This window comes from Acetobacter fabarum (assembly GCF_040702925.2).
GTDB lineage: Bacteria > Pseudomonadota > Alphaproteobacteria > Acetobacterales > Acetobacteraceae > Acetobacter > Acetobacter fabarum_B.
The window spans coordinates 31422-58037 of record NZ_JBFCXX020000016.1 but is presented as its reverse complement, the minus strand read 5'-3'; the positions used below and the strand labels follow the sequence as shown (position 1 = coordinate 58037).

Annotated in this window: 22 protein-coding genes and 1 tRNA gene; 10 read left to right on the top strand and 13 right to left on the bottom strand. The window is 61.1% G+C overall.

Annotation, left to right across the window (positions count from 1 at the left end; translation table 11 throughout):
• Nucleotides 1-105 precede the first annotated feature (105 nt).
• Nucleotides 106-1635 carry an efflux transporter outer membrane subunit gene (locus AB2L51_RS11400; protein WP_395582620.1) on the bottom strand — a complete coding sequence of 510 codons (1530 nt, stop codon included), beginning with the start codon at nt 1633-1635 and terminating at the stop codon, nt 106-108.
• A gap of 137 nt (nt 1636-1772) precedes the next feature.
• On the opposite strand from AB2L51_RS11400, the gene AB2L51_RS11395 reads away from it, so the two are divergent.
• Nucleotides 1773-2420 (top strand): TetR/AcrR family transcriptional regulator C-terminal domain-containing protein, encoded by a 648-nt coding sequence (locus tag AB2L51_RS11395; protein WP_395582619.1) that lies wholly within the window; start codon nt 1773-1775, stop codon nt 2418-2420.
• Nucleotides 2421-2489: 69 nt separating this feature from the next.
• On the opposite strand, the gene AB2L51_RS11390 is transcribed toward AB2L51_RS11395, so the two are convergent.
• The 6 genes from AB2L51_RS11390 to AB2L51_RS11365 form a co-directional block, all read right to left on the bottom strand.
• A complete protein-coding gene (locus tag AB2L51_RS11390) occupies nt 2490-3416 on the bottom strand; it encodes an FAD-binding protein (protein ID WP_395582618.1) in 927 nt (308 codons plus the stop codon).
• Nucleotides 3417-3418: 2 nt separating this feature from the next.
• On the bottom strand, nt 3419-4168 hold the full coding sequence (locus AB2L51_RS11385) for an electron transfer flavoprotein subunit beta/FixA family protein (RefSeq protein ID WP_395582617.1): 750 nt from the start codon (nt 4166-4168) through the stop codon (nt 3419-3421).
• A 63-nt stretch (nt 4169-4231) separates the two neighbouring features.
• The gene (locus tag AB2L51_RS11380; protein ID WP_395582616.1) at nt 4232-5869 is read right to left on the bottom strand and encodes an electron transfer flavoprotein-ubiquinone oxidoreductase; all 1638 of its coding nucleotides are present in this window, start codon (nt 5867-5869) and stop codon (nt 4232-4234) included.
• Nucleotides 5870-5983: 114 nt separating this feature from the next.
• Nucleotides 5984-6661 (bottom strand): 2OG-Fe(II) oxygenase, encoded by a 678-nt coding sequence (locus tag AB2L51_RS11375; RefSeq protein ID WP_395582615.1) that lies wholly within the window; start codon nt 6659-6661, stop codon nt 5984-5986.
• Between the two features lie 159 nt (nt 6662-6820).
• Complete coding sequence (gene hemN, locus AB2L51_RS11370) at nt 6821-8212, bottom strand: oxygen-independent coproporphyrinogen III oxidase (protein ID WP_395582614.1); 1392 nt, start codon at nt 8210-8212, stop codon at nt 6821-6823.
• 9 nt (nt 8213-8221) lie between these two features.
• Nucleotides 8222-9034 (bottom strand): OmpW/AlkL family protein, encoded by an 813-nt coding sequence (locus AB2L51_RS11365; protein WP_395582613.1) that lies wholly within the window; start codon nt 9032-9034, stop codon nt 8222-8224.
• Nucleotides 9035-9335: 301 nt separating this feature from the next.
• Here AB2L51_RS11365 and AB2L51_RS11360 point away from each other — a divergent pair, with 301 nt between their 5' ends.
• On the top strand, nt 9336-10118 hold the full coding sequence (locus AB2L51_RS11360; RefSeq protein WP_395582612.1) for a Crp/Fnr family transcriptional regulator: 783 nt from the start codon (nt 9336-9338) through the stop codon (nt 10116-10118).
• Nucleotides 10119-10210: 92 nt separating this feature from the next.
• On the opposite strand, the gene AB2L51_RS11355 is transcribed toward AB2L51_RS11360, so the two are convergent.
• A complete protein-coding gene (locus AB2L51_RS11355; protein WP_395582611.1) occupies nt 10211-11785 on the bottom strand; it encodes a Do family serine endopeptidase in 1575 nt (524 codons plus the stop codon).
• Between the two features lie 181 nt (nt 11786-11966).
• Nucleotides 11967-12452 carry a nucleoside deaminase gene (locus tag AB2L51_RS11350; protein ID WP_395582624.1) on the bottom strand — a complete coding sequence of 162 codons (486 nt, stop codon included), beginning with the start codon at nt 12450-12452 and terminating at the stop codon, nt 11967-11969.
• A gap of 488 nt (nt 12453-12940) precedes the next feature.
• On the opposite strand from AB2L51_RS11350, the gene AB2L51_RS11345 reads away from it, so the two are divergent.
• The 6 genes from AB2L51_RS11345 to AB2L51_RS11320 all read left to right on the top strand — a co-directional run bounded on the left by AB2L51_RS11345 (nt 12941) and on the right by AB2L51_RS11320 (nt 16644).
• Complete coding sequence (locus AB2L51_RS11345) at nt 12941-13672, top strand: gamma-glutamyl-gamma-aminobutyrate hydrolase family protein (protein ID WP_395582610.1); 732 nt, start codon at nt 12941-12943, stop codon at nt 13670-13672.
• Nucleotides 13669-14445: a pseudouridine synthase gene (locus AB2L51_RS11340; protein ID WP_395582609.1), complete on the top strand. Its 777-nt coding sequence runs from the start codon at nt 13669-13671 to the stop codon at nt 14443-14445. Before AB2L51_RS11345 ends, AB2L51_RS11340 begins: the two co-directional genes overlap by 4 nt.
• Nucleotides 14445-15032, top strand: a complete 588-nt coding sequence (rsmD, locus tag AB2L51_RS11335; RefSeq protein WP_395582608.1) for a 16S rRNA (guanine(966)-N(2))-methyltransferase RsmD — start codon at nt 14445-14447, stop codon at nt 15030-15032. Before AB2L51_RS11340 ends, rsmD begins: the two co-directional genes overlap by 1 nt.
• A gap of 108 nt (nt 15033-15140) precedes the next feature.
• Nucleotides 15141-15737 carry a single-stranded DNA-binding protein gene (ssb, locus tag AB2L51_RS11330; RefSeq protein WP_395582607.1) on the top strand — a complete coding sequence of 199 codons (597 nt, stop codon included), beginning with the start codon at nt 15141-15143 and terminating at the stop codon, nt 15735-15737.
• A 349-nt stretch (nt 15738-16086) separates the two neighbouring features.
• Complete coding sequence (dksA, locus tag AB2L51_RS11325; protein ID WP_086647048.1) at nt 16087-16500, top strand: RNA polymerase-binding protein DksA; 414 nt, start codon at nt 16087-16089, stop codon at nt 16498-16500.
• A gap of 69 nt (nt 16501-16569) precedes the next feature.
• Nucleotides 16570-16644: transfer RNA gene (locus AB2L51_RS11320), tRNA-Thr, on the top strand.
• Between the two features lie 314 nt (nt 16645-16958).
• On the opposite strand, the gene tyrS is transcribed toward AB2L51_RS11320, so the two are convergent.
• The 4 genes from tyrS to AB2L51_RS11300 all read right to left on the bottom strand — a co-directional run bounded on the left by tyrS (nt 16959) and on the right by AB2L51_RS11300 (nt 22752).
• Complete coding sequence (gene tyrS, locus AB2L51_RS11315) at nt 16959-18221, bottom strand: tyrosine--tRNA ligase (RefSeq protein ID WP_166116606.1); 1263 nt, start codon at nt 18219-18221, stop codon at nt 16959-16961.
• Between the two features lie 120 nt (nt 18222-18341).
• Nucleotides 18342-19799, bottom strand: a complete 1458-nt coding sequence (gene tldD / locus AB2L51_RS11310) for a metalloprotease TldD (RefSeq protein ID WP_395582606.1) — start codon at nt 19797-19799, stop codon at nt 18342-18344.
• A 97-nt stretch (nt 19800-19896) separates the two neighbouring features.
• Nucleotides 19897-20592, bottom strand: a complete 696-nt coding sequence (locus AB2L51_RS11305) for a histidine phosphatase family protein (RefSeq protein WP_395582605.1) — start codon at nt 20590-20592, stop codon at nt 19897-19899.
• Between the two features lie 15 nt (nt 20593-20607).
• Nucleotides 20608-22752 carry a hypothetical protein gene (locus tag AB2L51_RS11300; RefSeq protein ID WP_395582604.1) on the bottom strand — a complete coding sequence of 715 codons (2145 nt, stop codon included), beginning with the start codon at nt 22750-22752 and terminating at the stop codon, nt 20608-20610.
• Between the two features lie 574 nt (nt 22753-23326).
• On the opposite strand from AB2L51_RS11300, the gene AB2L51_RS11295 reads away from it, so the two are divergent.
• Both AB2L51_RS11295 and AB2L51_RS11290 read left to right on the top strand, forming a co-directional pair.
• Nucleotides 23327-25942: a DNA translocase FtsK 4TM domain-containing protein gene (locus AB2L51_RS11295; RefSeq protein ID WP_395582623.1), complete on the top strand. Its 2616-nt coding sequence runs from the start codon at nt 23327-23329 to the stop codon at nt 25940-25942.
• A gap of 8 nt (nt 25943-25950) precedes the next feature.
• Nucleotides 25951-26616, top strand: a complete 666-nt coding sequence (locus AB2L51_RS11290) for an RluA family pseudouridine synthase (RefSeq protein WP_395582603.1) — start codon at nt 25951-25953, stop codon at nt 26614-26616.

Genomic DNA, 26616 nt, shown 5'->3' with positions numbered 1-26616 from the left:
AAACCCCAGAAAACCGCCATTCCCGAAAATTAACGTTCCTATCGCAAAATAAAAACGGGCCTCTCGGCCCGTCGCTGGTTTGGAATATCCTGTACACCCAAGCAGTTAGGCGTGTTTGGGACTGGAGACGGGGAAGGTGGTCTCCCATCCCCCGCCCAGCGCATTATACAGACGCACCAGATCCTCTGCGATCGTCGCTGTGCTATCCGCCAGACTGGTCTGGGAAGAGAGCAGCCTGCGCTGCGCATCAAGCACCTGCAGGTAACTCTGCAACCCATGCTTATACTGGCTTTGCGCCAGCTCCATGGAACGCCTGTCTGCTGCCACCTGACTGCTCAGGCGCTGGTTCTTCTTCTGCTCGGCCTGATATGCGGTCAGTGCATTATCCACCTCGCTCCAGGCATTGAGTACCGTTTTGCGGTACCGCAGGGCTGCGGCCTTCTGCGATGCTTTTTTCATCTGCAACTGGCCGGTCAGGCGTCCACCCTGAAAAATGGGGATCGTGATGGACGGCCCCACATTCCACATGCGTGAGCTCCACATCCCCATATCGCGGAACGAGAAGGACTGAAGCCCAAAGCCCGCATCAATAGTGACCTTGGGGTAAAAATCCGCCATGGCCTGCCCCACTTCGGCCGTGGCCGCATGCAGTTCGGCCTCAGCCTCACGGATGTCGGGGCGGCGGTGCGCCAGTTCGGATGGCAGGCCAATAGGCACGGCTGGCGGCACCAACGGAATGCCCGCTGTTTGCACCAGCTCGGTGTTCAACCCACCCGGAGGCATGCCCATAAGCAGGTTGATGGCATTGATCTGCATGGCAATGCGCTGCTCAAACTGCGGGATCAGGGCATTGGTATGCTGAAGCTCGGACTGGGCGCTATCCACATCCAGTTCGCTCACCAGACCGCTTTTGTAGCGCGACTGGCTCAGTTGCAGCAGTTTGGCTGCGGCATCGCGGTTGGCCGTGGTTATGCGCAACTGCTCTTGCAGGCTGCGCAGTGCCATGTAATCCGATGCCAGCTCGGACTGACGGGCGATCAGAATCCCGCGGCGTTCTTCCATGGTGGCGTTGGTGTAGGACTTGGCAGCTTCATACTGCCTGCGCACACGACCCCACAGGTCCACCTCCCAGCTGGCCTGCACACCATCCTGCCAGTTGTTCAGCAGCGGGATGGTAGCCTCGGAAGACTGGCTGGTCAGCATATCCCCCAACTGGGAACCTGCGGAACTTTCACCAATGCGTTCCACAATCCGCTGCAACTGCTTGCTACTGTGCTGCACACGGCTATACGAGCCAGAGGCTGCAAGGTCTGGGAAGCGCTCCGCACCAGCCAGCAGTAACTGCCCACGGCTGACGGCAAGCTGTTCGGATGCCTGCAACACGTCCAGGTTCTGGGCGGCCAGACGCTGTTCAAGCGAGGTCAGTTCCGGGTCACGGAACACTGACCACCACTGCGCGTCCGGCTCCTGCTCCGTGGGCACACTCAGCGCGCTGGTGCGCGCCTGTGTTGCCGCTTTCTGCCATTGTGAGGGGGACCACGCCTGAGGCTTTTTATAGTCTGGCCCTACAGCACAACCTGCCAGAATAAAACCGGCTGCCAGTACGCCCGCCCGCCGTGCATTCCTTCTTGCCACCCGCTTACCCTCGTCGAAATTAGGCGCCTGCTTTAATATGCGTTATAACCGCCACGCTGACCGACCAGTTCGGTCAGGGCATACCCTATCGTCTTTCCCTACCGCGTCAATCACAAGTCTCCAAAGCCCGAAGATCCATGGCCCTATCACCTTCCTTCCCCGCGCCTTCCTGCTCCCCCTGCACGGGAGAGTCCGAGACCAAACGACAGCAGATTCTGACTGGAGCCAGTGCGGTTTTTGCCGAACATGGCTACGAGGGCGCAAGCATGTCCGCCATTGCGCGGCAGGCTGCTGTATCCAAGGGAACGCTGTATAACTACTTTACCAACAAGGCCGACCTGTTTGCCGCCTTTGTGGAACAGTGCTGCCGCGAAAAACTGCCCGTGGCTCTTGCCCCCGTGCAGGAGGATTCGCCCGCGCGGGAAATACTGACCGCCGTGGCCCGCGCCATGGTACGCCTGATTACCCTGCCCGACAGCCTGATGCTCTACCGGATTATTGTCTCCGAAGCGCCGCGATTCCCCCAGCTTGGAGCCGTGTTCTGGGAAAATGGCCCCCGAGTCGCCATTGCCACACTGGCCAACTGGATCCGCGAACAGGAAGCACTGGGCACCTTGCGGACAGAAGATCCTGTTTTTGCCGCCGAGCAGTTTTTTGCCCTGTGCCAGACACGCATTGCCCATCTGCGCCGTTTTAACCTGAACCCGGAAAACAGTGCGGAGGATGAGGAAAAAGTGATTCATGCCGCAGTCAGGGTATTCATGGCGGCTTACGGCACGGAATAGCCCCATAAAAAAAGCCCGTACGCCAGATGGGCATACGGGCCTTTCAAGCACGTAACTATGGGGAAGCGCTTATTTTTTAAGCTCTTCCACTAACTGCGGCACAACCTCGAACAGATCGCCCACAATGCCGTAATCCGCCACCTGAAAGATGGGGGCTTCGGGGTCTTTGTTCACAGCCACGATCACGCGGCTGTCCTTCATACCTGCCAGATGCTGGATTGCGCCGGAAATACCAAACGCCATGTACAGTTCCGGCGCCACGATCTTGCCGGTCTGGCCGACCTGCAATTCGTTGGGCACAAAACCGGAATCGACTGCGGCGCGGGACGCACCAACCGCCGCACCCAGTGCATCGGCCAGCGGGTCCAGCGCGTGGAACTTTTCCTCGCTCCCCATGCCACGCCCACCAGACACCACAACACGTGCCGATTCCAGATCGGGGCGTGCGGAGTCAGACAGCTGAACGGCCTCAAAGCGGGACACGTCAGGGCTATCCACCGCGGCCACAACCTCAACCGGGGCGCTGCCACCTTCGGCCGGGGCGGCATCAAACGATGCACTGCGCACGGTCAGCACTTTTTTGGCATCAGAAGAGCGCACGGTCGCCAGCGCGTTGCCAGCGTAAATCGGGCGTACAAAGGTCTGGGCGTCCACAATGCTCACCACATCGGGGATGGGCTGCACGTCCAGCAGGGCAGCAGCACGCGGCAGCACGTTCTTGCCCGTAGCACCCGCAGCCGCCACGATATGGTCATAGCTGCCAGCATGGGAGACAAGCAGGGCTGCCAGAGGCTCGGCCAGTTCATGCGCATAGCGGGCATCTGCCGCATGCAGCACCTTGGACACGCCAGCAATCTGGCTTGCAGCCTGTGCCAGAGCGGCATCCCCGGCGACCAGCACATGCACATCACCCAGACGGGTTGCGGCAGTTACAGCAGAAAGGGCTGCCTTCCTGATCTGGCCGCCTTCATGATCCAGAAGAACAAGAGCGGTCATGTTCAGAGCACCTTTGCTTCGTTACGCAGTTTTTCCACCAACTCTGTTGCGGAGCCAACCTTGATCCCCGCCTTGCGTTCTGCGGGTTCCGCAACGGAAACAACCGTCAGGCGCGGGCTCATATCCACACCAAGGTCAGCGGCGGGAATGGTTTCCAGCGGCTTTTTCTTGGCTTTCATGATGTTGGGCAGGGAGGCGTAGCGCGGCTCGTTCAGGCGCAGGTCGGCCGTGATAATGGCTGGCAGGGCAAGGGAGACCTGCTCCGTTCCGCCATCAATTTCACGGCTGACATTCACGCGGCCATCGACCACATCAACCTTGCTGGCAAAGGTGCCCTGACCCCAGCCCAGCAGGCCGGCCAGCATCTGGCCCGTTGCGTTCATATCATCATCAATGGCCTGTTTGCCCAGCACAACCAGCGAGGGGCCTTCTTTTTCGACCAGTGTTTTGAGTACCTTGGCAACAGCCAGAGGTTCGGGGCTTTCATCGGTCAACACCAGAATGGCCCGGTCAGCGCCCATGGCCATGGCGGTACGCAGGGTGTCCTGCGCCTGCTGCACACCAATGGACACAACCACGACTTCCGAAGCGGCGCCTTTTTCACGCAGGCGCACGGCTTCTTCCACCGCAATTTCGTCAAACGGATTCATGGACATCTTGACGCCAGCGGTTTCCACTCCGCTGCCATCCGCCTTGACGCGCGGTTTGATGTTGTAATCAACAACCCGCTTTACAGGTACGAGTATCTTCATGACTTCTTTCGCTTGCAGACGCAGGATGGTTCGGACGGTTCTTTATCGTACTTTGACCGAAATTCACATACCAGCCGGATAATTCGGCCCACCACCCCCTTCGGGCGTGGTCCAGTCTATATTCTGGGTGGGGTCCTTAATGTCACATGTTTTGCAATGCACGCAATTCTGGGCATTGATTTGCAGATGTGGCGCTGTCTGCTCATCCGCCACTTCGTACACACCTGCCGGGCAATAACGCGCCTCTGGTGCGTGGAACACATCCCAGTTGACCGTTTTCCACAAGGACGGATTTTTAAGCCGCAGATGCACCGGCTGATCCTCCTCATGGTTGGTGGCGGATAGGAAGACGGAAGACAGACGATCAAACGTCAGCTTGCCATCGGGCTTGGGATAAAACGGCTTTGCGCACAGATCAGCCGCGCGCAGTGTTTCGTTATCCTGATGTTTGAAGTGAAGCGTCCATGGGGCGCGTCCACGCAGCACCATGGCATCCAGCCCCGCGTACACAGCACCACCCATGGCCCCAAAACGGGCAAAGGCGGGACGGATGTTCCGTGCGGTGCGCAGTTCCTGCCACAGCCAGGACTGCCGGACCTTCTGCGTATAGGAGCCCGGTTCTGCGCGGTCGGTCTTCATGGCCTCCACCACGGCTTCCGCCGCCAGCATACCCGACTTCATGGATGTATGCGTGCCCTTGATTTTTGGCACATTCAAAAACCCTGCCGAATCCCCGATCAGCGCACCACCGGGGAAGGTCAGGCGCGGAATGGACTGCAAACCACCCTCGGACAGGGCGCGCGCACCGTAGGAAATACGCCGCCCCCCTTCCAGATGCTGGCGGAAAGCCGGATGCAGCTTGACGCGCTGCATTTCCTCAAACGGGGAGAGCCATGTGTTGGCGTAATCCAGCCCGATGACAAAGCCATAGGACACAAGGTTTTCGCCAAAATGGTACAGCCACGCGCCACCATACGTACCGTTGTCCAGCGGCCAGCCAAAGCTGTGCTGCACCAGACCGGGGCGATGGTTTTCTGCCGGAATTTCCCACACTTCCTTAATGCCAAGGCCGTAAGTCTGCGGGTCTGCATCCTTGCGCAGGTCGTAATGGGCCATGACCTGCTTGGTCAGGGAGCCACGGCAGCCTTCTGCAAACAGGGTGTAGCGTCCACGCAGTTCCATGCCGGGCTGGTAGTTGGGGCCGGGTTTGCCGTCACGCCCCACACCCATGTCCCCCGTGGCCACACCCACCACGCGGTTGCGTTCGATCAGCACTTCAGCCCCGGCAAAACCGGGGTAGATTTCCACCCCCAGTTCCTCGGCCTGCACGGCCAGCCAGCGGCAGACCTCGCCCAGACTGACAATGTAATTCCCGTGGTTGGCCATGTGCGGCATGACCTTGTCGAGCATGGGCACCCGAATACTGCCTGTTTCGGTCAGGTAGAACATATCTTCCGCCGTTACTGGCGTATCCAGCGGCGCACCGCGTTCGCGCCAGTCGGGCAGCAGTTCGGCCAGTGCGCGCGGCTCGATCACGGCGCCGGATACAATATGCGCCCCGATCTCGCTCCCTTTTTCAATCAGGCAGACACTGGTTTGCGGCGAAAGCTGGCGCAGGCGAATGGCGGCAGCCAGTCCGGCGGGGCCACCGCCAACAATGACAACATCGAACTCCATCGACTCACGCACAGGTTCACTCATTCCCGTTTTATCCCCGTTGAAATTTCTGTAGCTTTCCTAAACCCGATTTGTCACAGAATTGCAAAAAACGGGCACTGCGGCCCGTTTTGCGCCTTTTCCGCCAAACAGGAAAGGTCAGGCCCGGGCCATACGCGGTCCAAAGGCCAGTTCGTGCACGGCACGCCAGTTTTTATCGACAAAATTGACGATCAGGGTCCGCCGTGTACCCCGGATCGGGCGCTGTACAAAGCCATGCCATGTCTTGTCTGAGGGGATGAACAACACCCCCGAATTGAACACGCCAGATGCACGGGCAACTGATTCGCCCTGTGGTGTCATCAGGTCCGTGCCCCATTGCTGTGCATCCTCCCCTGTGGAAAGGGAGATCAGCAGGGTCAGCTTTTTGGCCCCGATGTCGGTATGGGGTTCGAGCCAGAATCCATTCGTATCCAGACACAGTTCCAGCCTGAGGGCCGCCTCATCCAGCGGGCTGCCGCATATGGCTTCAAACGTCTGGCGCATGGGGTCACTATCCAGCAGCGTTGCCATGCGGTCCAGCCGGGCATCCCTTGCGCGCACGGCCGGATCCACAAAAACGCGGAAGGCATTGCGCGTTTCCCGCCGCCCGCCAACATCCCCCGCAATGGCGCTTTCCCCCGGGTTCCAGTCCACAAGGGCATCGCATGCAGGAGGTTCCAGAACGTTTTCAAGCATCCAGTGCGCGAACGGATATGTGGCCACAGGTGTGTGGCGCAACCTGTCCGGCAGGGTAAAAGACCCGGTCTGCCCGGGCAAAGGAGCATCAGGACGCATGTTGTCCGATCCTTCCGATAAAACAGAAATATGCTGGAGAACCAGAGGTGCCGGGCTTTTTGCAGCATTGCCTCTGCGGTTCAGAAGCTGTTCCTCCATGCGCCAAAACAACCCGATGATCAAGTTGCATGGCAGAAATGCCAATCTGAACGGTCTGCCTTACAACGCACCGGAAAAACGGGGAACAGGCGCTTTGCCTGTGGCTGTAGCGGCCAGTTCCTTCTGCCGCGTATCAAAAACAGCCGCGACATTGCGCAAAAACGGACGCCCTTTTTCTGTCACCTCTATGCGGCTGCCAGAGCGGGTAATCAGCCCATCACGCTCGAACAGGTGCAGGCTGGCCAGTTCCTCCACAAACCCGTCCAATCCCGGATTATCGGGAATATGGTTTGAGCGCAGGTCCACCGCCAGATCGCACATAATACGCTCGATAATGGCTCCACGGCAGCGGTCCTCCGCTGTGCAGGCCACTCCGCGCATGACCGGCAGTTCCGCCGAATCGGCCAGAGCGCGGGCATAGGTTGCAACAGCAGGAATATTCTGGGCAAACCCCTCAGGGGTCATGGAAATGGCCGAAGCCCCCATGCCCAGCAGCACGGGACAGGAATCCGTGGTGTAACCCTGAAAATTGCGGTGCAGGGTGCCAGCACTGGCGGCTTTGGCCAGAGCATCATCCGGCAGGGCATAATGGTCCAGCCCGATGGCCTGATACCCGGCCGCCTGCAACACCGCATCAATCTGCGCACGCTGGGCCAGCCGCTCCGAAGAGGACGGTAACGCGCTTTCAGGAATAAGCTTCTGGCGCTTCTGCTTCCACGGGATGTGGGCATAGCCAAACACGGCCAGCCGGTCGGGGCGGAGCAGGGCAATCTGGCGTGCCGTCTCGCCCACGCTCTCCACCGTCTGGTAGGGCAGGCCATAAATCAGGTCGATGTTAACACCCGTAACACCTGCGGCGCGCACCTGCTCGATACAGCTCTGGGTCTGCGCAAAGGACTGGTGACGACCGCAGGCTTCCTGCACCTTTTCGTCCAGGTCCTGCACGCCAAGGCTGATGCGGTTGAACCCCAGATCACCCAAGAGTGCGGGATAGCCTGCGGGCACATGGCGCGGGTCCATTTCCATCGCCAGTTCGGCGTTATCGGAAAAACGGAAGAACATGCGCACGGCACGCATAAGCTGCCGGAGCGAGGCTGGTGGCAATGTGGTAGGCGTACCACCGCCAAACTGAAGATGATGCACAACGCGGTGCTCACCCATAAGGGCTACAACCCGGCGCATTTCCTCGCGCAGCAGGTCGCCATAGGCCACGCGCCCGTCCTCATGCCGCATGACCGAGGTATTACACCCGCAGAACCGGCAGAGTTCATCACAGAATGGAACATGAAAATAAAGGGAAACAGGCAGGTCTGCTGGCAGCTTACGCAGCCAGCGTTCCACATCCTGAGCCCCGACCGCGTCCGAAAAACTCGCAGCGGTCGGGTAACTGGTGTAGCGCGGCAGATTCCCGCCGTAGCGGGAAATCAGGTCGGAGACAGGGTCCGCGCTCATCAGCCGAGATCAGAAGCGGTATGCAATACCAGCGGACACCACGGTGGGGTCCAGAGATTCGTGGGCCGTGATGCGGCTTGTCCCCAGAGCGCCACCTTTTTCCCAAGCATGCATACGAACGAACATCTGCTTGACGTCAGCATTGAAGAACCAGTTGCCAACCAGCTGATAATCGAAACCAACGTTAACAGACGGGCCACCGGTGAAACCGGAGTTCAGCTTCGTGCCCGGCAGAGCGCCGTTCATGTTGTGGAACCACATAGCGGTCGCACCAACGCCCACATAGGGGTTGAAACGCTTGTGAGGACGGAAATGCCAGGCAAACGTAACCGTCGGGGGCAGAACCCAGGCGGAACCAACGTCAAGATGTTCGCCCGGTACGTTGGGACCCATTGCGGACACTTCGTGACGGGTGCTGGTTGCGATCAGGTCAACCGACAGATTGTCGGTGATGAAGTATTCAACCGTCAGTTCCGGCATAGCCTGATTGGTGGTGGAAAGATGCGTGTTCTTCAGCGCAACGTGATCGGCACCACCAGCGATCGGGCCGGAAGCCCACACTCTGGAATCACGATCCTGCGGCAGAACGCCAACACCGGACAGGCGGATCATGATGTCCCCTTTGCCCAGACCGATTTTGGTGCTGGCGCAGGTTTCAAAGATACCGCAGTGGCCAGAGGGCTTCTGCGCATCCGGGATGTGGTTCATGACCGGGGCATTAACGTAGGCAGCATTGGGGGTTGCTGTCTGCGCCTGAGCGGCACCCGTCAGGGCGGCCACACCAGCCACTGTGGCTGTCAGAAAGGAACGGAACTTGACCATTGTGTTTTGTCTCTTCCACTGCACTGTAATTCTGTGCCGGAAAGACCACGCCCACGCCAATGCAACCTTGATTTAAATCAAGTCTGGCGCATACTGGTTAAAGATGAGTCAAAGCTGTGTCTTTTTAACCACAGACCCCGGTTTCGACTTTTTTGCAGTTCTGGCCTGCAATTAAAATAATCGTCTGGCATGATTGATTTATGTCAACAAAAGTTCAATGTTGCGGGGCGACCTTTTACGGCCCCAACCGTTATTACAAACCGTAACCGTTTGATATTAAACGGTTTTATGGATTTATCGCATGACATCTTCTCCCCAGACATCTGCCTTCGCTCCCGCTGGCGGGGCAGTTCACGCCCCCAAAGCGGATATAGATGTCATGCGTTGCCTTGTGTGTGACATCCGGAACAAGAGCCTGTGCAACAGTATGGATGAGGAAGGACTTGCCGCACTGGCCCACTCTTCACGCCAGTTATTACTGCCGCCAGGCACGACAATTGTTGAGGAAGGAGAGCCCGCGCTGGCGTTTTTCAATGTCACACGCGGGACGGTCAAGCTCTTCAAATCCCTCCCCGATGGACGCAGGCAGATTACGGGCTTTGCCGATGCAGGCCAGTTTCTGGGCCTGAGCACGGCGCAAACCTATTCCTTTGGGGCAGAAACGGTAGATAACGTGCGGCTGTGCCGCTTCCTGCGCCCCCAGCTTGAAACATTGCTGAGCGATTACCCGACCTTTGAACGCCGCCTGTTGGCTGCGGTCACCGACAAGCTGGCCGAAGCACAGGAGCAGATGCTGCTGCTGGGCCGCAAAACCGCGCGCGAGAAGGTTGCCTCCTTCCTGCTCGACCGGATGAAGGCCTTCCACCTGACCGCAAACCGGCGGCAGGAGGCAGAAAACATGGCCTCTGTCCCCATGACGCGGGTGGATATTGCCGATTATCTGGGCCTGACCATTGAAACCGTAAGCCGGACCATTAGCGCCTTCCGCCGCAGCCTGCTGATTGCCAGCGCGGAAAACCATCGCATCCGCATTCTCTCAGTTGCGACTCTGCTCAACATCGCCTCCGGGCAGAAAACCGACTGAGCGGACGCCGACCTCACAGGATGAGCGTAGTAAAAAAAGGCCGACTCCACAGGAGCCGGCCTTTTTTACTGATAACTCAGGACAGGTTTTCCTTAATTATCGTCATCATCTCCGCTACCGGCACCGTTATCCGCTGGCTGGCCTGCGGCACTTCCATCGGGCGAAATGGCAATAAACAGGGATTGCCCATCCCGCAGAATACGCAGCAGCACCGGTTTTTTGGCCGCCATGGCCGCTTTGACCAGAACGACGGCCGCCTTGGGCATATCCACCTGCTGGCCACCAACAGACTGAATGACATCCCCCGGACGAATCCCGGCCTGATCCGCAGGAGAGCCTGCCTCTACATCGCTCACCACGACACCATGCGTATCCTGCGGCAGACCAAGCTGCTGGCGCGTGTCGCGGTTAAGCGGGGCAAGAGCCACACCCAGATGCTGCCCGCCTGTGGTACTTGCCGTTTTACCCGCATCCCCCGTAGCGCTGGCAAGATTGCCGATTTTGGTGGTAGCCGTCTGCGCCTTGCCCGCACGCACAAAGCCGATTGTTACCTGCGTGCCCGGAGCCACCGCCGCCACACGCACGGCCAGATCATGCGGGGTAGCAATTTTCTGGCCATTAAAGTCGGTAATCACGTCCTCGGCCTTGAGACCCGCTTTTTCGGCCGGGCTGTCCTGGCTGACACTGGCCACCAGCGCCCCCGCGGGCGGCGCACCCGCAACAGCGGGAGCAGGCAGGTTAAGTGCGCTGGCCATAACGGGGGAAATAACCTGTGCGTTCACGCCAAGGTAGCCACGCACCACATGGCCGGTCTTGCGCAACTGGTCCACAACGCTGCGCACCGTATCGGACGGAATGGCAAAGCCAATACCAATCGACCCACCACCGGAAGGAGAGAGAATGGCGGTGTTGACCCCCACCACCTTGCCGTCCTGCGTAAAGAGCGGACCACCGGAGTTGCCACGGTTAATGGGGGCATCCACCTGAATGAAGTTGTCGTACGGGCCTTCGTTGATGTCACGCCCACGGGCGGAGACAATACCTGCCGTAACCGTGCCGCCCAGACCGTAGGGGTTGCCAACGGCAACCACCCATTCCCCCGGCTGCACATCATCGGACTCGCCGAGTTCAATAAAGGGCAGCTTCTGTGTGGGCGTAACCTTGAGCAGCGCCAGATCGGTCTTGCCATCGCGGCCGACCACCTTGGCGGGCAGGGTTGTGCCGTCATCCAGTGTAACGGTGACCTTGGTCGCCCCTTTGACCACATGGTTGTTGGTCACCACATACCCATCAGCCGAGATGACAAAACCCGACCCGCGCGCCTCAATCAGCTGCTTGGAGGGCTGGGGCATCATCTGGAACGGAAAGGGGAACGGGAAAGGCCCACCGCCCATACCCATGCCACCGCCTTCACCTTCCACGGCGTCGGAGCGGATCATGGAGGTAATGGACACCACCGCCGGTTTGACCTGTTTGACCAGTTCCACAAAATCGGGAATCCGCTGGGCGGGGCCGCTGGGCTTGATCATGCTGGACGTATCCGCCCAGGACACACTGCCAGCCCACGGCCCGACGGCGGAAACCAGCATGCAGCCAGCCAGCAGAGCCTTGGTCCAGTTGCGGCGACCACCACGCGTGCAAACGTTTGTCACAGATTTTTCCGACATCACGATCTTGACTGTTCCTTGTTGTACCCAAGCAGGACTCGTTTCGGGTGACCACGGCCTGTTCTGGCACCACCTGCGCCAGAATCAGGCCGCCAAAACCTGCATCACCTTACGCCCTGAAAACTAACATGGTTTCCTTTTCGGAAAAAAAAAGCCTTCAGCCCACCCCGCGTGCAAGGTTTTATGCAGGGGGCAGGGGTTCCTCGCCCCGCAGGGTCCGGAAAAAGCTTTTCAGCAGTTCTCCGGCCTCGCGCTCGCGCACACCGCCTATAATTTCCGCACGGTGCAGGGCCTCGGCCCGGTAAGGCAGGCGGGGGCCGTGTTCCACCGCGCCACCCTTGGGGTCATACGCCCCAAAAACCAGCCGCCCTACCCGAAAATGCGCCATGGCCGCCGCACACATCGGGCATGGCTCCAAAGAGACGACCAGCGTGCAGTCCGCCAGCCTGCGGCCCTGCCGCTGGTGCACGGCGGCACGCATGACCAGCATTTCCGCATGGGCAGAGGGGTCTTGCAGTTCTTCCACCCGGTTGCCAGCCTGCGCCAGCACCGTGCCGTGTGCATCCAGCAGCACGGCTCCTACTGGCACCTCCCCCCGCGTGGCGGCCATACGCGCCTGTTGCAAGGCCTGCTCCATGCCCGACTCCCTGCCGGAATGGAGGGGCATATCACGCACCATTGCAGCACCTTTCATGGCTGGGGATCCGCATGTCTGAACAGGTCTGGGGCTGTGCCATCATATTCTTCTTGCAAACCTTACCATAATTTTGCCATCCTGCCTTAAAGTCGCCATTATCCACGCACTGCGCGCGAGACTCTGCGTAGGGCACGGATGATGATCTGACCCACTCTTGGCTGGAAAGGTTGGAACCATGCATTCTCTGTCTTTCATTCTGGCCGCGGCCGCAATGGGATTTGGTCTTGCTGTTGCAGACAGGCTCCCCGGCGAGTCCTCAACCCCTGCCACCAGGCCGGTTGTGAGTAGTCATATGATGCCACACAGCATTCCGGTCTTTCTGACCCGCTAGAAGCGGCTCCAAAGCACCCGCTCCAGCACGGGGCAGACGGGAAAAGATGCAAAATTTACGCACCTGTGGCACCTGACACGAAGCAGTTCCAGTTTTCCAATGGCTTTTCGTGCAGGACCACAGGCTTATGGCAGCAGAGCGCCCCGTTATTGGCATTACCCTTGATCTGGAAGACGGCGGCGCGGAGCGTTACTCCCGCTTTGCATGGTGCGCCCTGCGCGAGAATTATCTGAGCGCCGTAGCCACCGCAGGCGGCCTGCCGGTAGCTCTGCCCCTGTTCCCGCAACTGGGGCTGGAATACGTAGCCAGGCTGGACGGGCTGCTCATAACCGGCGGCGCGTTTGATATTGACCCCCTGCTTTATGGTGCGTCCGAGCGCCACCCCAGCGTAACCCTGCGCCCGCGCCGCACACGGGCCGAAAGCGCCCTGCTGGCCGCCGCATTGCAGCGCAACATACCCGTACTGGGCATATGCGGGGGCATGCAGTTAATTGCCGTAAATCTTGGCGCAACGCTGATCCAGCATCTGCCCGATACAGACCCCACGACCCTGCCGCATGAACAGCCCAACCCGCGGGATGAGGCAAGCCACGGCGTGGACATCCAGCCCGATACCCTTCTGGCCAGCATAACCGGCGGAGCCAGACGCATTGCCGTTAACTCCGCCCACCATCAGGCCGTTGGCACCCCCGGACGCGGGCGGGTGAATGCCATTGCCGAAGATGGCGTGATAGAAGGCATAGAAGACCCGGACCACCGTTTTTGCCTTGGGGTGCAATGGCACCCGGAATTTGGCATAGACCCGGCAGACAGAACACTTTTCAAGGCCTTCGTACAGGCCGCAGGAGAACAGGCGTGACACAGGAAGCGCGGGGAGAACGCATTGCAAAATGGCTGGCACGTTCAGGGGTGGCCAGCCGGCGCGATGCAGAGCGCATGATTGAGGAAGGGCGCGTGCGGCTGAACAGTCAGGCTGTTACGCATCCGGCAACCTTTGTCACCGATGGCGATATTGTTCTGGTAGACAACCAGCCGGTTGCAACCCCGGAACGCACAAGGCTGTGGCGCTACCACAAGCCCGACGGGCTGGTCACAACCCACAAGGACCCAGAAGGACGGCCAACCGTTTTTTCCTCCCTGCCCGAGGGCATGCCCCGCGTGATCAGCGTCGGACGGCTTGACCTGAACAGCGAAGGGCTTTTGCTACTGACCAATGATGGCGAACTGGCCCGCAGGCTGGAACTGCCTTCCAACGGCTGGCTGCGCCGCTACCGCGTGCGCGTGTTTGGTGTGGTGGACGAGGCGCGGCTGGCCTCCCTCGCCCATGGCAGCGTGTTTGAAGGCGTGCGTTACGGCCCCATTATTGCAGCCCTCGACTCGCGCAAGGGCGATAATGCGTGGCTCACTGTCTCGCTCAAGGAAGGCAAGAACCGCGAGATCCGCAAGGTCATGGCCGGGCTTAACCTGCATGTCAGCCGCCTGATCCGCACCAGCTACGGGCCATTCCCCCTTGGTACGCTGCAAAAAGGCGAACTGGAGGAAATTCCACCCCGCGTTCTGCGTGACCAGTTGCCCAAAGCGCCGGAAAAAACCGCTCCCCAGTCCGCTCCAGCCCGCCACAAGGCCCGCTGATGGTGCGCATTATTGCCGGGGCGCGCAAAGGCCGTGTGCTGACTGCCCCCTCTGGCGGCACCACACGCCCCACGGCGGACCGTGTGCGTCAGGCCCTGTTTGACGTGCTGGCCCATGCCCCGTGGGGCGGGCCAGCCCTGCTGGAAGGTGCCCATGTCTTGGACGCCTTTGCAGGCACGGGCGCTCTCGGGCTGGAAGCTTTGTCCCGCGGGGGGGAAAGAGCCGTTTTTTTTGAAACCGACCGTCAGGCCCTCACCGCCCTGCGCGCCAACATCCATGCCTGTGGGTGGGAAGAGCGCTGCACGGTGTACCCGCGTGATGTCACCGTTCCACCAGCCGCCCGCGCAACACCTGCAACTCTGGTGTTCCTTGACCCGCCTTACCACAAGAACCTGCCCGGCACGGCTCTGGCCGCCCTGAAAGCCAGAGGCTGGATTGCCCCCAACGCCATAGCCGTGATTGAAACCGGGCGCGACGAAGCCCCGCCCTTTGCGGATGACGCCGAGGGCGCTCCCGCCTGCCCACACGAACTGCTGGCGGAACGCCAGCACGGTGCCGCGCGCCTGTCCATCTGGCGGCTGGCGTAAAGTCGCGGTGTGAGCCACCCGCACAATAGGTAGTGACCATGCCCCCCGTGCTGCGCTACACAGACCGGAACAAAACGAACTCACAGGTTACAGAAGGCGAAGAGAACCATGGCTGGAAGCGTTAACAAGGTCATTCTGGTCGGCAATCTGGGCAAAGACCCGGAAGTCCGCTCCAGCCAGAGCGGGCAGAAAATCGTGTCCTTCTCCCTCGCCACCAGCGACACATGGAACGACCGCGCCTCGGGCGAAAAACGTGAACGGACCGAATGGCACCGCGTTGTCATTTTTAACGACCGACTGGCCGAAGTCGCCGAACGCTTCCTGCGCAAAGGCCGCAAGGTGTACCTTGAAGGCGCATTGCAGACCCGCAAATGGACCGACCAGAGCGGGCAGGAACGCTACACGACCGAAGTGATTGTAGAGCGCTTCCGTGGCGAGCTGGTGCTGCTGGACAGCCGCGCTGGCGGCGAAGGCGAAGGTGGCGGCGGCTTTGGCGGGGGTGGCTTTGGCGGCAGCACTGGTGGCAGCAGCTACGGCGGCTACAACACCAGCGGTGGCCCGGACTACGGCAACGACAGGACCGGCGGTAACGGTGGTGCATCCTCCCGCCTGCCTGCCCCGCAGCGCGGTGGCGGCGGTGGCGCAGCTTCTGGCGGCTGGGATGCCTCGGGCGGTGGTGATCTGGATGATGAGATCCCGTTCTAAGCGCACAATACACGCCACAGTGCCTGCAAGGGGTCGTGCTCACACGGCCCCTTTTTTATGCGTGGTGGTCAGGATTTCCCCCCATTGGACCATCTGTTGCGCAAAGCACAAACCCATGTGGCGGAGACAGCGCGCCCCATACCGGATTTTATTGAAATTTTAATAATCGGATGTTTTCTGTTTATTACTTTTTCCAAATAACAGTTTTTCTTTTATCTTACTGACCGGCCTTCCTGCTTTTCTTCTGGCATCTGTGCATAAAATTCTTGGCGCACGGGCATGATGCCGCTATAAGCCGCGTCATTCTTTCAAGGCAGGTTTCCTGTCATTGCAAAGGCTGACGACTGACATGATTACTTTACCGCCAGATTATCGCCCGTCAGAAGAAGAAGAGTTCATGAATCCTCTTCAGACGGAATACTTCCGGCAGAAACTGCTCAAATGGCGCGCTGATCTTTTGAAAGAGGCGGGGGATACCCTGGCCAGTCTTTCCGAAGGTGGCATTCATGAAGCCGATATTACCGACCGCGCAAGCGTGGAAACGGACCGCGCCCTTGAACTGCGCACCCGTGACCGTGCCCGCAAGCTGATTGGCAAGATCAACCTTGCTCTCCAGCGGGTTGAAAACGGCAGCTATGGCTACTGCGAGGAAACCGGTGAGCCCATCGGCCTGAAGCGTCTGGAAGCCCGCCCGATCGCCACCTTGTCCATCGAGGCGCAGGAACAGCACGAGCGTATGGAAAAAACGCATAGAGACGATTAATTTTCGTCTTTTTTTGTTCTCCCCGCTCTTGCGGTGGTGCGCCCAAAAGGCTAGAACCCCGCAAGCAGTGCTGCTGTAGCTCAGTGGTAGAGCACTCCCTTGGTAAGGGAGAGGTCGACAGTTCAATCCTGTCCAGCAGCACCAGCAACTCCCTCAGCATATCGCGTAGTTTTACGTCTCTGTTCTTTTCAGGCTCCCGAGCGTCCTGAAAAAAATGAAGCCTGCCTTCAAGAGATTCAGGCGCTACCCCCCATGCAAAAAAAGGCCCCGCATTATAGCGGAACCTTTTACAAGCACACCCGAGACAGGCAAAGCCTCAAGCCGGTCCGCCGGGGGCCCTTATTAAGGCTACCCCCAACGCCGGAAAACACGTTCTCCAAAGGGTTAAAGACCCCAACGCGGCCAGAGCACATGCAGGTCGCCGCTTAAACCACCTGACCTGCCTGATGGCCGGATGTTCAGGCCCCGACCTTCACCAGCACATGATGTTTTTTGCCAGCGGAAAGCCTGATGGCGCCATCTACGCTATCGTGCTCCACAATCAGGCGATTTTCATCCGCTATCACGGCATTGTTGAGGCGCGCGCCCCCTCCCCGTACCAAACGCCGGGCCTCACCATTGGTTTTGGCAAGCCCTGCCTCCACCAGCAGGCGGAAAACGGGAATCCCTGCGGCAAGGTCAGGCTGGGTCACTTCATGCACGGGCAGGTCGGCGGCGGTCAGCGTGCCTTCCTCAAAGGTCTGGCGGGCGGCTTCAGCTGCGGCCAGTGCGGCCTCACGCCCGTGGCACAGGGCCGTGGCTTCGGTCGCCAGCACCTTTTTGGCTTCGTTAATCTGCGCGCCCGGCAGGCTCTCAAGCCGTGCGCATTCCTCAAGCGGCAGGTCCGTAAACAGGCGCAGGAAGCGCCCGACATCAGCATCTTCGGTATTGCGCCAGAACTGCCAGTAATCAAACACAGGCAGACGTTTTTCGGACAGCCACACGGCCCCACTGGCCGTTTTGCCCATTTTTGCACCCGAAGAGGTGGTCAGCAGCGGAGTGGTCAGCCCCATGACGGATTTCTGATCCGTCCTGCGCACCAGTTCCACGCCAGAGATAATGTTGCCCCACTGGTCGGACCCGCCAAGTTGCAGCACCAGCCCGTATTTACGGCTGAGTTCGCGGAAGTCATAGGACTGGAGAATCGAGTAGTTGAACTCCAGAAAAGTCAGCCCCTGCTCACGTTCCAGACGATTCTTGACGGAGTCGAATGCCAGCATGCGGTTAATGGAAAAATGCACCCCCACATCGCGCAGCAGGTCAATATAGGCCAGCCTGTCCAGCCAGTCGGCATTATTGACCAGCAGGGCATCCGCGGGGCCCGTGCCAAAGGTCAGGAACTGACGCAGACACCCTTCTATTCCGGCAAGGTTGGTCTGGATGATGTCATCCGTCATCAGCCGCCGCGCTTCCTCCCTGAAGGAAGGATCACCAATACGGGCAGTGCCGCCGCCCACAAGAGCGATGGGGCGATGGCCATGCTTTTGCAGCAGGCGCAGCATCATAATCTGGATCAGCCCGCCCACATGCAGGCTGTCTGCCGTGGGGTCAAAGCCGATATAAGCCGAGATGGACTCCCGTTCCATAAGTGCGTCCAGTGCCTGTGCATCCGTGCACTGGAAAATGAAACCGCGTGCCGCGGCCTCGCGCATGAAAGAACTCCGAAATCCGCTCTCGACCATTTTCCTGTCCCTATCCTTCGGCCCGCATCAGGCGGGCAGAACCCAAGGCACACGCTCTAGCATGAGAGGGCGCGCAACAGGAACAGCCCACCGCAGGCCATAACCAACACGGTGCAGCCCTTACGCCGTGCCGCCCACGGTCAGCCCGGTCATTTTAAGGGTGGGTTGCCCAACACCCACCGGCACGCCCTGCCCGGCCTTGCCGCAGGTGCCAATGCCGGGGTCCAGTTCCAGATTGCCCCCGATCATGGAAATCTGGGTCATGGCTTCTGCCCCGCTGCCAATCAGCGTTGCACCCTTGACCGGGGCCGTAACGCGCCCGTTTTCGATCAGATACGCTTCGGATGCGGCAAACACGAACTTGCCCGACGTAATATCCACCTGCCCGCCACCAAAATGCACGGCGTACAGCCCGCGCTTGACCGAGCGGATCATCTCCTCCGTGGTGGCGTTGCCTTCAAGCATAATGGTGTTGGTCATGCGCGGCAGGGGCATATGCGCGTAGGACTGGCGGCGGCCATTCCCCGTAGGGGCAACCCCCATGAGCCGTGCGTTCAGCCGGTCCTGCAAATAACCTTTGAGAATACCATCCTCAATCAGCACCGTGCGGCCTGTGGGTGTGCCTTCATCATCTATGGTCAGGCTGCCACGGCGGTCTGGCATGGAGCCGTCATCTATGACCGTCACACCGGGGGAGGCCACGCGCGTGCCAATCCGCCCGGCAAAAACGGATGTTCCCTTGCGGTTGAAGTCCCCTTCCAGCCCGTGGCCTACGGCTTCGTGCAGCAGAATACCGGGCCAGCCAGCACCCAGCACCACTTCCATCTCCCCTGCCGGGGCGGCCTGTGCCTCCAGCGCCACCAGCGCCTGACGCAGGGCCTCGTCCACCGCACCCTGCCATGTTTCCTCATTCAGCAGGCGGTTAATCTCGTAACGCCCGCCAAGGCCGTGGCTCCCGCTCTCGCGCTTGCCATCATGCTCCACCACAACCGACACATTCAGCCGCACCAGTGGCCGCAGGTCGGCCACACGCGCGCCATCGGCACGGATGATCTGCACGGCCTGCCACTCGCCCGAGAGCGAGGCCATAACCTGCACCACGCGCCGGTCCTTGCCCCGTGCGTAAGCATCAATGCTGGAAAGCAGACCGGACCGGGCGGCAAAATCCGTATCCCCCAGCGGGTTGGCATCGGTATAAAGCCGCTGGTTGGTGGAGCGCGGAGGAGGCGCCATCACCCCCGAACGGCCCGCGCGCACCGCACCCACGGCACCAGCCGCACGCAGCAGGGAGGAGCGGCTCATCTCATCCGAATGGGCAAAGCCTGTCTCTTCCCCCAGCACTGCGCGCAGGCCAAAACCCGTGCTGGTGTTGAAGGAGGCGGAGCGGATAACACCGTCATCCAGTGCTATGGATTCGCTCTCGCGGTATTCAAGGAACAGTTCGCCATCATCCATGCCGTCCAGCGCCGTGCGGGTCAGCTTTTCGGCATCGTCCCGGTTAAGCTGGGCCTGCTCCTGAGCAAAAAACAGCTGGTCTGTGGCGGCCAGCGCCCCGGCGTGTGAGGGAGAGAAAGACATGGACCAAAGCCCTCCGTCTGGGAAAAATCCGTCTGGGAATAACAGCTGCCCGCGCGGCCAGCCGCCTGTTTGACCTGAATGCCAGAAACCGCGGTGTTCAGATACCCGGCAACTCGTTCACCGTGACCACCCGCCAGCCCGTATCCAGCCGCTCCAGAATGGTCAGGGAGAGGTTCTGGACCGAAAAATGCAACGCGGTTTCGGCATGTATGCGCAGCGCATGCGCCAGAGCCGCACGAATAACCCCACCATGGGCCACGGCCACAATGTTGCGCCCTGCATGTGTTCTGGCCAGCCGGTCCAGCAGGCGGCCAACGCGGCTGCATACCTCAATCACGCTCTCCCCTTCCGGGGGGCAGTCACCGGCGGCAACGGGCCAGAACGGGTGAGGGGGCAGGGTCAGGTGCGCAGGCAGGGCGTGGTATTCCAGCCCCTGCCATGTGCCCAGATTCTGCTCGATCAGGTCCGGCTCCACGGTGAGCGGGCGGGGGCCGTACCCGGCCTCCTCAATCGCCTGTGCGGTACGCCGTGTGCGAGAGAGCGGGCTTATGAACCACTGAGCATCCTGCGGCAGACGTTGGGCCAGCGCGCGGTACATGGGTTTCTGGGCAATCAGGCTCTCGGGGCAGAGCGGCACGTCCATGCTGCCATACATGCGCATACGGGCGTTTTCTTCCACCAGAGCATGGCGGATCAGCCAGAAGCGGGTAATACCGGTTGGAAGTTCTGGCCCATCCAGAAAATGGTCCTGAGAAGAGGATGAGGCTCTTTCGGCAATCATGTGTTCGCTCATGCCTCTGTTGTGGAATCAGCTTTGCCCGAGCGCAAGAGCAGAAATGCCCTGCCTGCCCAGAGCAGGGGCCTGCCCGGACATACACCCGCCACCGGACAGGCTGGCACGGGCCACATGCGGGTGACACGGTGGCTGTGCATGGGCAAGGTCTGCCCAGTAACGCAGGATCAGGCCCAGCTTGGCCAGCATCCACGCTACGGGGTGGTCTGCCGTGGGTGCCCCTTTTGCCACTGCGGGAGCAGCCGCATAGCCCCCTCCCGTGCCCGAAATATGCCGTGCAGAGGCCGAAACACGGAGCGCGCCCATGCCTGCCTCAACACCCTGCGCCGTAGTCAGGGCAACCGGTTGCCCCACATGGCAGGGCAGGGCTGCGAGAGCACGTTCCTCCCTCCGCAGGTCCATGGGCAGGGAGGGGGTCAGATCAGCCAGCAGCCAGCCATGCACCAGTCTGGCCTGTGCAAAATCCAGCGCACGGCCGTCGTGCAGGACGGTAAAGGCAAAAATGCCCGGCAGGCTGTCCCACGCCTCTGCCTCCGGCTGGGTGGACAACGCCACCGAGGGAAGCAGCCGCACAAACGGGCAGGCCCGCAGGGCTGCCGTGGCCCCCTGCACGAACTGCTGCAACCGCTCTGCCTTTTGCGCATCCGGCACGGCGGCAAATGCCTCCATTTCGGCCCGTGCTCCACTCCAGCGCACGAACAGGCCCGTGTTCAGGCCCGCAGGCAGGGTGCGGCAGACAGGCAGGTCCGGCCATTCAGCCCGCGAGGCATATGCCGCAAGACCAGCAGGCAGGCAGGCTGTACCGCGCAGGCGGGCCAGCCAGCTATCGGGCAGGAACAGCGCGCCACTGAACGGTGGGCCGGTAAAGAATTTGGACCCCGTAACCATAACCGCCCAGCCCCACGCCACGTACTGGCGCACAAGCTCTGGCCGCAGCCGGGCCTGACAGGCATCCACCAGCACATCCACCTGTCCGGGGTATTGTGCACACAGGGCGCGCACCCTGCTGGCGGGCAGCACAAGCTGCCCGGTTTTGGAAACATGCAGCATATAAAGCAGCACGCGCCGCCCCGCACCAACCGCGCGGGCCACTTGCTGCTGGCAGGCGGCAAACAGGTCACTATCGGGCACACGCTCCGCGTTGCTGCCGCGCAGTTCCAGGGCAACATACTCCGCGTCCCGCATAAACCCGTCTATGGGCATGCCTTTCTGCACAGCCTGCCCCCGCGCGGTACGGTGGGCAAAATGGCGGCCACAGGTCGCCAGCGGCACGCCGCTCCCGGTTTCTTCCGCGCCGGGCACGATGGTTGTCAGCGGTGTGTCCAGCAACCCCATGACCGCCGTGGCGGCCAGAGCGCAGTCGGTCCCCGATGGGGCGAGCACAACACGCCCGGCTCCATCCAGATGGTAAAACCCTGCCAGAAAAGTCTTGGTTTCTTCCACAACGGCCCCGGCCCCCTGCCCCTCCACCGCAAGGCGGATCAGCCGGATAGCTGCCTGATGCATGGCCCGTGCCGCTGGCAGTGTGGGGGTGGATGCGGTGGAGGAGGAAAAATCCAGCTCCCCGTACCGGGGGAGAGGCTGGCCCCCATACCGGTTAAGGCCGGTTTGCGCGCCGGGGTCCAGCCGCTCATCCCCCCCGCTTACAACCAGCCATTCCGCAGGTTGTAACACCGGCCACGCGGCACAGGCCCACCCGTGCAGGGCAGGCGCATCCACCCCATGCGGGCACAAGGCGGGAGCTACAAAAAAAGCCAGTTCCGTAAGGCACCGGGCAAGCTGGGCGGCATCGGGCACTGTGGTTCCCGCCAGACCATGCCCCCATGCACACGGTATGGGCCCGGACCCACCGGGGGGGCAGAATGGCCCCGTCTGCCAAGCACAGGCCGTAACCCTTGCCGCAGCCAGCAGCAGGCGCGCCATGCGTTGCCCATCTGCCCCCTCCGCCATGCCTGCCCCCGCAGGCGGACAACAGGCACGCACAAGGGCGGACAGTTCCAGCGCAAAACGGGCGTAAAACCATGCCTGAGCGGGTTCAAGCGGTTCGGCGGAACAGGCAATGCTCCCATCGGGCTGAACACGGACAGGCCATTCGGAACCGGGTTTTTGCAGAACAAAGCAGGGTGCCAGCATATGCCGCAGGAAAGGGGAAGACTGCATAGACTGCAAAACACTGGTCAAATTACTTGCATCCATTCACACGGCACACCCCGGTGCGGAAGATAAACAACAGCAGACCCCCGCCATTGTATCGGGCCTGTGCTCACGACAATCCCTTACCCGAACTCCCGCCGCCGTGCTCCAGACTGCCTGACCCCATGCGCCATACACTCCAACACAGGCAAAAGCGCAAAGTCCCAGCCTTGTCCGCACGATGCGCATATCCTTGCCTAATATCGTTGATCCCCCTCCGCTGAACAAGCCGACACGCCCCTTACGCCCATGCCCGCCACGCCGGGGGGCCATGCTCCCGGCTCTGGACACACCTCTTTGACATGGGTTCAACACCGCCCGGCTCTGGCCGTAATCTTGTGCAAAGGATGCGGTTCGCAATACGCGGCAGGGCTGCTAAGAAGAAAGCAGTCACCCTTTACAACCACCCGCGCACACGATTCCTGCCCATGGCGGGGAGCAGGCGCGGCCTCTGGAGTCAGGACCGGCACCCTTGGCGCGCACAAGCCCTTTAAATACCACCAGATCCCCCGCTCTCCACAAAAGTACCCTGCGCCTGCGCATGGAAGAAAGCGGCGGCGTTGCGCTCTGCATTCTGGCCTGTGCCCTGTTGGCCGCCCTGCTGACCTACAACCCGACCGACCCTTCCTTTAACACCGCCACCAACCAGCCCCCTACCAACCTGCTGGGCATGACCGGCGCATTTGTCGCCGATACGCTGTTGCAGGGAATCGGGCTGGGAGCCATGGTGCCGGTGCTTATTCTGCTGGCATGGGGGTGGCGCTTCATGAGCCACCGCCTGCTCGGGCACGAAACATGGATGGTCTTTGGCATGCGGGTCGCCGCCATTTTATGTCTGCTCCCCGTAAGCGGGGCACTGCTTGCCGCCATTCCCCTGCTGTTTACCGCCCTGCCCGGCATGGAATGGCCCACGCAGGCCGGTATTGGCGGGGGTGTTGGGCATTCCATAGCCCAGACCTCCATTGCCGCTGGCATGGCCGCCATAGGGCCTGCGGGGGGAATGGTTGTCTGGCTGCTGGGCGGACTGCTTGCGGGACTTCTGCTTGCCCTTGGCACCGGCCTGCGGCGTCATGAATGGTATGCCATCTGGCGGGCATTTGCATTTATCGTGTGCCTGCCGGGCAGGCTGGGCAGGCGGTTCGTGCGCTACTATGCCAGCCACAAACCACACCCTGCCTCCCCGGCAGCCAGCACACAGCCCGGTGCCTACACAACACAGGCCGCCCAGCCTGCGACAGACGCGTTTTATGGCAGCACCCTGCCCTCCGGCCCCCTGTTTGATGATGAGGAGGACGAGCACGACCTCGCCCCCTATACCGCTCATCAGCCCGCCACCCACCATGCCACAGGCACGGCACTGGTGCTGCACGGTGCGCAGGATAACAGCCAGCGCAGCATGCATAACCTTACGCCCGCACCCCAGAATGCACCACCGGGCAGCCCTGCACGGCCAACGACCATAACCCCGCAGCCCGCCATAAAGGCCGACACAGCCTTTACCCTGCCCACCGCCACGACACAGCATCCCACGCCGGAAAAACCCGCCAAAAGCGGGTTGCTGGGCCGCCTGTTCTCCGGTGCCAGCCAGCCCGAGAGCGCGCACGCCACCCCCGAACGCAGCACCCCCACCCGCAAGGGTGGGTGGGAACTCCCCCCCATGAGCCTGCTGCGCGCAGCCCCCAGCAACGCCCATACCGGCCCCTCGCCCGAACTGCTCAACGCCACCGCCCGTATGCTGGAGCAGGTTCTCGCCGATTACGGCGTGCAGGGCCGCATTGTGGGCATGAGCGCTGGACCCGTGGTGACACTGTATGAACTGGAACCCGCACCGGGTATCCGCTCGGCCCGCATTATCGGGCTGGCGGACGATGTGGCGCGCTCGCTATCCGTGCTGAGCGTACGCATTGCCACCGTGCCAGGCCGCAACGTGATGGGGATTGAAGTTCCCAACCAGACGCGTGAGACGGTTTACCTGTCCGAACTGCTCAACCAGCCCACATGGCGTGAGGATACAGGCCAGCTCCCTCTGGCACTGGGCAAGGACATTGCGGGGGAACCCATGTTCTCCGACCTTGCCCGCATGCCCCACCTGCTGGTGGCGGGCACCACCGGCTCGGGCAAATCGGTTGGCGTGAACGCCATGATCCTCTCCCTGCTCTACCGGCACTCGCCCGATGAATGCAGGCTGATCATGATTGACCCCAAGGTGCTCGAACTCTCCATTTACGACGGCATCCCCCACCTGCTCACCCCGGTTGTGACCGAGCCCCCCAAGGCGGTTAACGCGCTCAAATGGGTTGTACGGGAAATGGACCGCCGCTACCGCACCATGGCCCACCTGCAGGTGCGCAACATTGCAGGCTACAACGCCCGTGCGGCCGAAGCCCGGGCAGACGGGGAGGTGGTGGTCCGCCGCGTACAGACCGGCTTTGACCCCGAAACCGGCAACCCGGTGTTTGAGGAACAGTCCGTCGCCCTGGACCCCATGCCCTATATTGTGGTCATTATTGACGAAATGGCCGACCTGATGATGACCGCAGGCAAGGAAATTGACGCCTGCGTGCAGCGTCTGGCCCAGAAGGCGCGTGCGGCGGGGATTCATGTCATCATGGCAACGCAGCGCCCCTCGGTGGATGTGATTACCGGCACCATCAAGGCCAACTTTCCCACCCGTATTTCGTTCCAGGTGATCAGCAAGTTCGACAGCCGCACCATTCTGGGCGAGCAGGGGGCCGAGCAGCTTCTGGGGCAGGGGGATATGCTGTTCATGCAGGGCGGGGGCCGCATTACCCGCGTGCACGGCCCGTTTGTGGCCGACAGCGAAGTGGAACAGGTTGTCAACTTCCTCAAGGAACAGGGCGAGCCCATTTATGATGAGGACGTTCTGGCCGAACCCATGGAGGAAGGTTCCTCCTCCAGCGCTGGCAGCCGTGCCAGCGGGAACGAAAACGCCGAAGCCGACATGTACAGCGAGGCCGTAAGCATTGTCACGCGTGAGGGCAAGGCATCCACCTCCTTCATCCAGCGCCACCTGTCCATTGGCTATAACCGCGCGGCCAAGCTGATCGAGCAGATGGAAAAGGAAGGGATTATCAGCCGGGCAGACAATGTCGGCCGCCGCAAGGTGCTGATTGGCTCCAACCGCGAAGAAGACTAAACCCCCGTATGCCTGCCCCCCTGCCCCCCCTGCTCTACCAGAGCAGCCATGTGGTTATTCTTGACAAGCCTGCGGGCCTGCCCGTGCACACCGGCCCCGGTGGAGGTGCCAGTGTAGAGGACTGGTTCCCCCAGCTTTCCCGCCGCAAGGATGGCCCATGGCTTGCCCACCGGCTGGATGCGGACACATCGGGCTGCCTTGCCATAGCCCTGCGCAAACAGCCCTTGCTGGCCATGCAGGAAGCCTTTGCCAACAAAACCGCGCGCAAGACCTACTGGGCCGTGGTGGATGGTGGACCACAGGCACCCACCGGGCGGATTGACCTGCCACTGCTTAAAACCAGTACCAGAGCGGGCTGGTCCGTGCAGGTGGCGGACAAGGGGACTCCTGCGGCCACCATATGGCGGGTTCTGGGCCGGGACGGGCAGACAAGCTGGCTGGAACTGGAGCTGGAAACCGGGCGCACCCATCAGGCCCGTGTCCATTGTGCCGCCATGGGCTGGCCCATTGTGGGGGACGCGCTTTACGGCAGGCCCCACGCGGCCGGGCTGCACCTGCTGGCCAGAAGCCTGTACCTGCCCATTGATAACGGCCTGACCGTAACCGCCCCCCCACGCGCGGGCATGCGCCCCGCCCTGCACGCCTGCGGCTGGCGCGCGACCGAACAGGGCTGA